Here is a 4,734-nt window from a genome sequence, read left to right on the forward strand (position 1 = left end):
CGCAGGGCGTCGCGCCCGTCGGTGCCGAGGGCCAGCTCCAGGGCGGCGGGCACCGGGTGGCCGACGCCGTCCGGTGCGGTGTAGGTGGCGGCGGTGGTGCCGAGGACCCGGGCCTCGCGCCGTCCGTGGGCGGCGATGTCCACGTAGCCGCCGGGTTCGGCGCGGTCGCGCCCGGCGATGGGCAGGGGTTCCGCGTCGAGGGCGTCGGGGCCGCCGGTGCGCAGGAGGGCGAGGCCGAGGGCGGGCAGCGCGGTGATGTCGTCGGGGGCGACGGAGCAGGTGCGGCCGTCGGTGCCGTGGAGGAGGAGCGGGCCCGGGGAGGTGACGGCCTGGTGGGCGGTGACGACCGTGCCGCGGTCGTCCGCGACGAATCCCGTCCCTCGCGGCCGGCCGGCCTGATCGCAGATTCTTACCAGCTTCGACCGGTCCCCACTGCCCATGGTCCGACGTTAGGCCGCCGATGATCTCCCGCCGGGCGCGGACGGGGAAAGCGCCCCCCGCGCCCCCGGTATTCACTCCGAGCGCCCGTCCGATGGGGTGAATGACCGTGTCCCCCGGGGAGCAGGAATGGTGCCGGGGAGGGGAACGTGGAGCGGGCACCGGGTTGGGGGGTGGTGCCCGCTCCACGCGGGACCTCCACGCGGGACCTCCACGCAGGACCAGCCACGCGGCAGGTCCTGTGGCAGGCCGTGCATGGCACGGGATGCGTGGCACGGGATGCGTGCTCAGGCGAAGACGGCGAGGCTCTTGGCCTTGCCCTTCTGCTCCTCGACGAGCACGAGGAACGTGCCGTCGGGTCCGAAGACCGCGACCGGCCCCTGCGGATGGGCGGGCATGTCCAGCCGTACGCCGTTGAGGAGCAGCTTGGCGCGCTTCTCGTCCACGTCCCAGCGGGAGAACGCGGAGGCGGCCGCCTCGGCGACCGGCATCACGGTCAGCGCCTCCTGGTGCTGGTCGAGCGTCCGGGCCGCGTCCAGTCCGTACGGGCCGACCCGGGTGCGGCGCAGCGCCGTCAGGTGGCCGCCGACGCCGAGCCCGGCGCCGAGGTCGCGGGCGAGGGCCCGGATGTACGTCCCCGAGGAACAGACGACGGAGACGACCAGGTCCACGACGGGGGTGCCGTCCTCGGCGACGGCCTCGCGGACGTCGTAGACGCGGAAGGAGGAGACGGTCACCGGGCGGGCCGGGATCTCGAACTCCTCGCCGCCGCGCACCCGCGCGTAGGACCGCTTGCCGTCGATCTTGATGGCGCTGACCTTGGACGGGACCTGCATGATCCGGCCGGTCAGCGCGGCCACCCCGGCGTCGATGCCCTCGCGGGTCACGCCGGAGGCGTCGGTGGACGAGGTGATCTCGCCCTCGGCGTCGTCGGTGACGGTGTCCTGGCCGAGCCTGATCGTGCCGAGATACTCCTTCTCGGTCAGGGCGAGGTGGCCCAGCAGCTTGGTGGCCCGCTGGACGCCGAGCACGAGGACTCCGGTCGCCATCGGGTCCAGGGTGCCGGCATGGCCGACACGGCGGGTTCGGGCGATGCCGCGCATCTTGGCGACGACGTCGTGCGAAGTGAAGCCGGACGGCTTGTCGACGATGACGAGGCCGTCCGGCGTGGTGGTCTGCTCGGTCATGCGGAGGCCGGGCCCTCGTTCTTCTCGGAGGATCCGTCGGTCCCGGTCCCGGTCTCGTCGTCCTCGTCCTCGTCCTCGGGCTTGCGGTACGGGTCGGCGTCGCCGGCGTACTGCGCGCCCGTGGACACCTGGCGCACCTCCGCGTCCTTGGCCCGCGCCTTGTCGAGGAGGTCCTCGATGGTGCGGGCGTTGTCCGGGAGGGCGTCCGGGACGAAGGCCAGGCTCGGCGTGAACCGGACCCCGGTCTGCCGTCCGACCTCGGTACGGAGGACGCCCTTGGCGCTCTCCAGCGCGGCGGCGGAGGCCGCGCGCTCCTCGTCGTCGCCGTAGACCGTGTAGAAGACCGTGGCCTCCCGCAGGTCTCCGGTGACCCGGGCGTCCGTGATCGTCACGAATCCCAGCCGCGGATCCTTGATTCGCCGGTCCAGGGTCTCCGCGACCACGACCTGGATGCGATCGGCCAGCTTGCGGGCCCGCGCGTTGTCGGTCACCGGTCCGTCACTCTTCCTTCTGATTTCGCTCGACTGTCAGTCTTCGTCACTGTGCAGCCGCCGTCTCACCGACAGCAGCTCCACCTCGGGACGCCCCGCGACCAGCCGCTCGCAGCGGTCCAGTACGTCCGTGAGGTGTCCGGTGTCACCGGAGACCACGGCAAGGCCGATCTCGGCCCTGCGGTGGAGATTCTGTCCGCCGGTCTCGGCCGCGCTCACCGCGCACTTGCGCTGGAGCTCGGCGACGATCGGGCGGACGACGGAACGCTTCTCCTTCAACGACCGTACGTCGCCGAGGAGCAGATCGAAGGACAGGGTCCCCACATACATGTGTGTCCGGATGTCCCGCCGGTTCGGGTTCGTGCCCCGCCAGAGCTTGCCGGGGACATCAGAACCGTACCGGAACGGCCAGAGCCGATCGACGGAAATACGACCCGTCGACCGGCCCCGACCGTGGTGGAGGGGGTCCGGGAGCGAACTCCCGGACCCCTTCCGAATGCACTGCATGCATCCGTATCCATCCGGATCCTTGCGGATCCCGCTGGATCAGCCTCGCGGCTTCTCGCGCATCTCGTACGTCGCGATGACGTCGTCGATCTTGATGTCGTTGAAGTTTCCGAGGTTGATACCGCCCTCGAAGCCTTCGCGGATCTCGGTGACGTCGTCCTTGAAGCGGCGCAGACCGGAGATGTTGAGGCTCTCCGCGATGACCTTGCCATCGCGCAGCAGGCGCGCCTTGGTGTTGCGCTTGACCTCGCCGGAGCGGACCAGCACACCGGCGATGTTGCCCAGCTTGGACGAGCGGAAGATCTCGCGGATCTCCGCCGTGCCGAGCTCGACCTCTTCGTACTCCGGCTTGAGCATGCCCTTGAGGGCCGCTTCGATCTCTTCGATCGCCTGGTAGATGACCGAGTAGTACCGGACGTCCACACCTTCGCGGTCGGCCATCTGCTCGGCGCGCCCTGCGGCACGAACGTTGAAGCCGATCACGATGGCGTCGGAGCCGGTCGCCAGGTTGATGTCCGACTCGGTGACCGCACCCACACCGCGGTGCAGGATCCGGATGTCGACCTCTTCACCGACGTCGAGCTGGAGCAGCGAGGACTCGAGAGCCTCCACCGAACCGGACGCGTCGCCCTTGATGATGAGGTTGAGCTCCTGGACCAGACCGGCCTTGAGCGCCTCGTCCAGGTTCTCCAGGGAGAACCGGACACCCTTGCGGGCGAAGTTGGCGTTGCGCTCACGGGCGGCACGCTTCTCGGCGATCTGCCGGGCCGTGCGGTCCTCGTCGACGACCAGGAGGTTGTCGCCGGCACCCGGGACGTTGGTGAGACCCAGGACCAGGACGGGGGTCGACGGACCCGCTTCCTGGACGTTCTGACCGTTGTCGTCGAGCATCGCCCGGACACGGCCGTACGCGTCGCCCACGACCACCGTGTCACCGATGCGCAGCGTTCCGCGCTGGACCAGGACGGTCGAGACGGCACCGCGGCCGCGGTCGAGGTGGGACTCGATCGCAATACCCTGCGCGTCCTGCTCCGGGTTGGCCCGCAGGTCGAGCGAGGCGTCGGCGGTGAGGACGACGGCCTCCAGAAGGGACTCGATGTTGAGGCCCTGCTTGGCGGAGATGTCGACGAACATCGTGTCGCCGCCGTACTCCTCGGCCACCAGACCGAACTCGGTGAGCTGACCGCGCACCTTGGTCGGGTCGGCACCCTCGACGTCGATCTTGTTGACCGCGACCACGATCGGCACCTCGGCCGCCTTGGCGTGGTTCAGCGCCTCGATCGTCTGGGGCATCACACCGTCGTTCGCCGCCACCACGAGGATCGCGATGTCGGTGGACTTCGCACCACGGGCACGCATGGCGGTGAACGCCTCGTGACCCGGGGTGTCGATGAAGGTGATACGGCGGTCCTCGCCGTTGACCTCCGCGCCGACCTGGTAGGCACCGATGTGCTGCGTGATGCCACCGGCCTCGCCCGCGACGACGTTCGTCTTGCGGATCGCGTCCAGCAGTCGGGTCTTACCGTGGTCGACGTGACCCATGACGGTCACGACCGGCGGACGGGAGACCAGGGCCTCTTCGCCGCCCTCGTCCTCGCCGAACTCGATGTCGAAGGACTCGAGCAGCTCGCGGTCCTCCTCCTCGGGGCTGACGATCTCGAGGACGAAGTTCATCTCGTCCGCGAGCATGCGCAGCGTCTCGTCGGGGACGGACTGCGTCGCGGTGACCATCTCGCCGAGGTTCATCATCACGCCGACGAGCGACGCCGGGTTCGCGTTGATCTTCTCCGCGAAGTCCGTGAGGGAAGCACCGCGGGAGAGCCGAACGGCCTGCCCGTTGCCGCGGGGCAGCATGACGCCGCCGACCGACGGGGCCTGCATGGACTCGTACTCCTGGCGCCTCTGCCGCTTCGACTTGCGGCCACGACGCGCCGGACCGCCGGGACGGCCGAACGCACCCTGTGTGCCACCGCGGCCACCGGGGCCGCCGGGACGGCCACCGAAGCCGGGACGGCCACCGAAGCCGCCGCCGCCACCGGGACGACCGGCACCGCCACCGCCACCGGGACCGGCCGGACGACCGGCGAAGCCGCCACCGCCGCCACCGGGAC

5 protein-coding genes are annotated in these 4,734 nt (G+C 70.4%); all 5 read right to left on the reverse strand.

From position 1 onward, the window contains the following. Positions 1–440, reverse strand: a 440-nt coding sequence (locus B9S58_RS04620) for a trypsin-like peptidase domain-containing protein (protein ID WP_374935656.1), incomplete at its 3' end; no start/stop codon positions are given. Positions 441–725: 285 nt separating this feature from the next. Next, positions 726–1,625, reverse strand: coding sequence for a tRNA pseudouridine(55) synthase TruB (gene truB / locus B9S58_RS04625; protein ID WP_103530854.1), 900 nt, complete (start codon positions 1,623–1,625; stop codon positions 726–728). After that, on the reverse strand, positions 1,622–2,116 hold the full coding sequence (gene rbfA / locus B9S58_RS04630) for a 30S ribosome-binding factor RbfA (protein WP_103530855.1): 495 nt from the start codon (positions 2,114–2,116) through the stop codon (positions 1,622–1,624). The genes truB and rbfA overlap by 4 nt, the downstream gene beginning before the upstream one ends. Before the next feature lie 36 nt (positions 2,117–2,152). Beyond that, positions 2,153–2,446, reverse strand: coding sequence for a DUF503 domain-containing protein (locus tag B9S58_RS04635; RefSeq protein WP_103530856.1), 294 nt, complete (start codon positions 2,444–2,446; stop codon positions 2,153–2,155). Between the two features lie 216 nt (positions 2,447–2,662). Beyond that, the coding region (gene infB / locus B9S58_RS04640) for a translation initiation factor IF-2 (RefSeq protein WP_103530857.1) at positions 2,663–4,734 on the reverse strand (2,072 nt) is incomplete at its 5' end.

This window comes from Streptomyces sp. SM11 (genome assembly GCF_002910905.1).
Taxonomy (GTDB): Bacteria; Actinomycetota; Actinomycetes; order Streptomycetales; family Streptomycetaceae; genus Streptomyces.

Coding starts and splice junctions, on each gene's coding strand:
- truB (WP_103530854.1), bottom strand. CDS start 1,625: ATGACCGAGCAGACCACCACGCCGGACGGCCTCGTCATCGTCGACAAG.
- B9S58_RS04635 (WP_103530856.1), bottom strand. CDS start 2,446: ATGTATGTGGGGACCCTGTCCTTCGATCTGCTCCTCGGCGACGTACGG.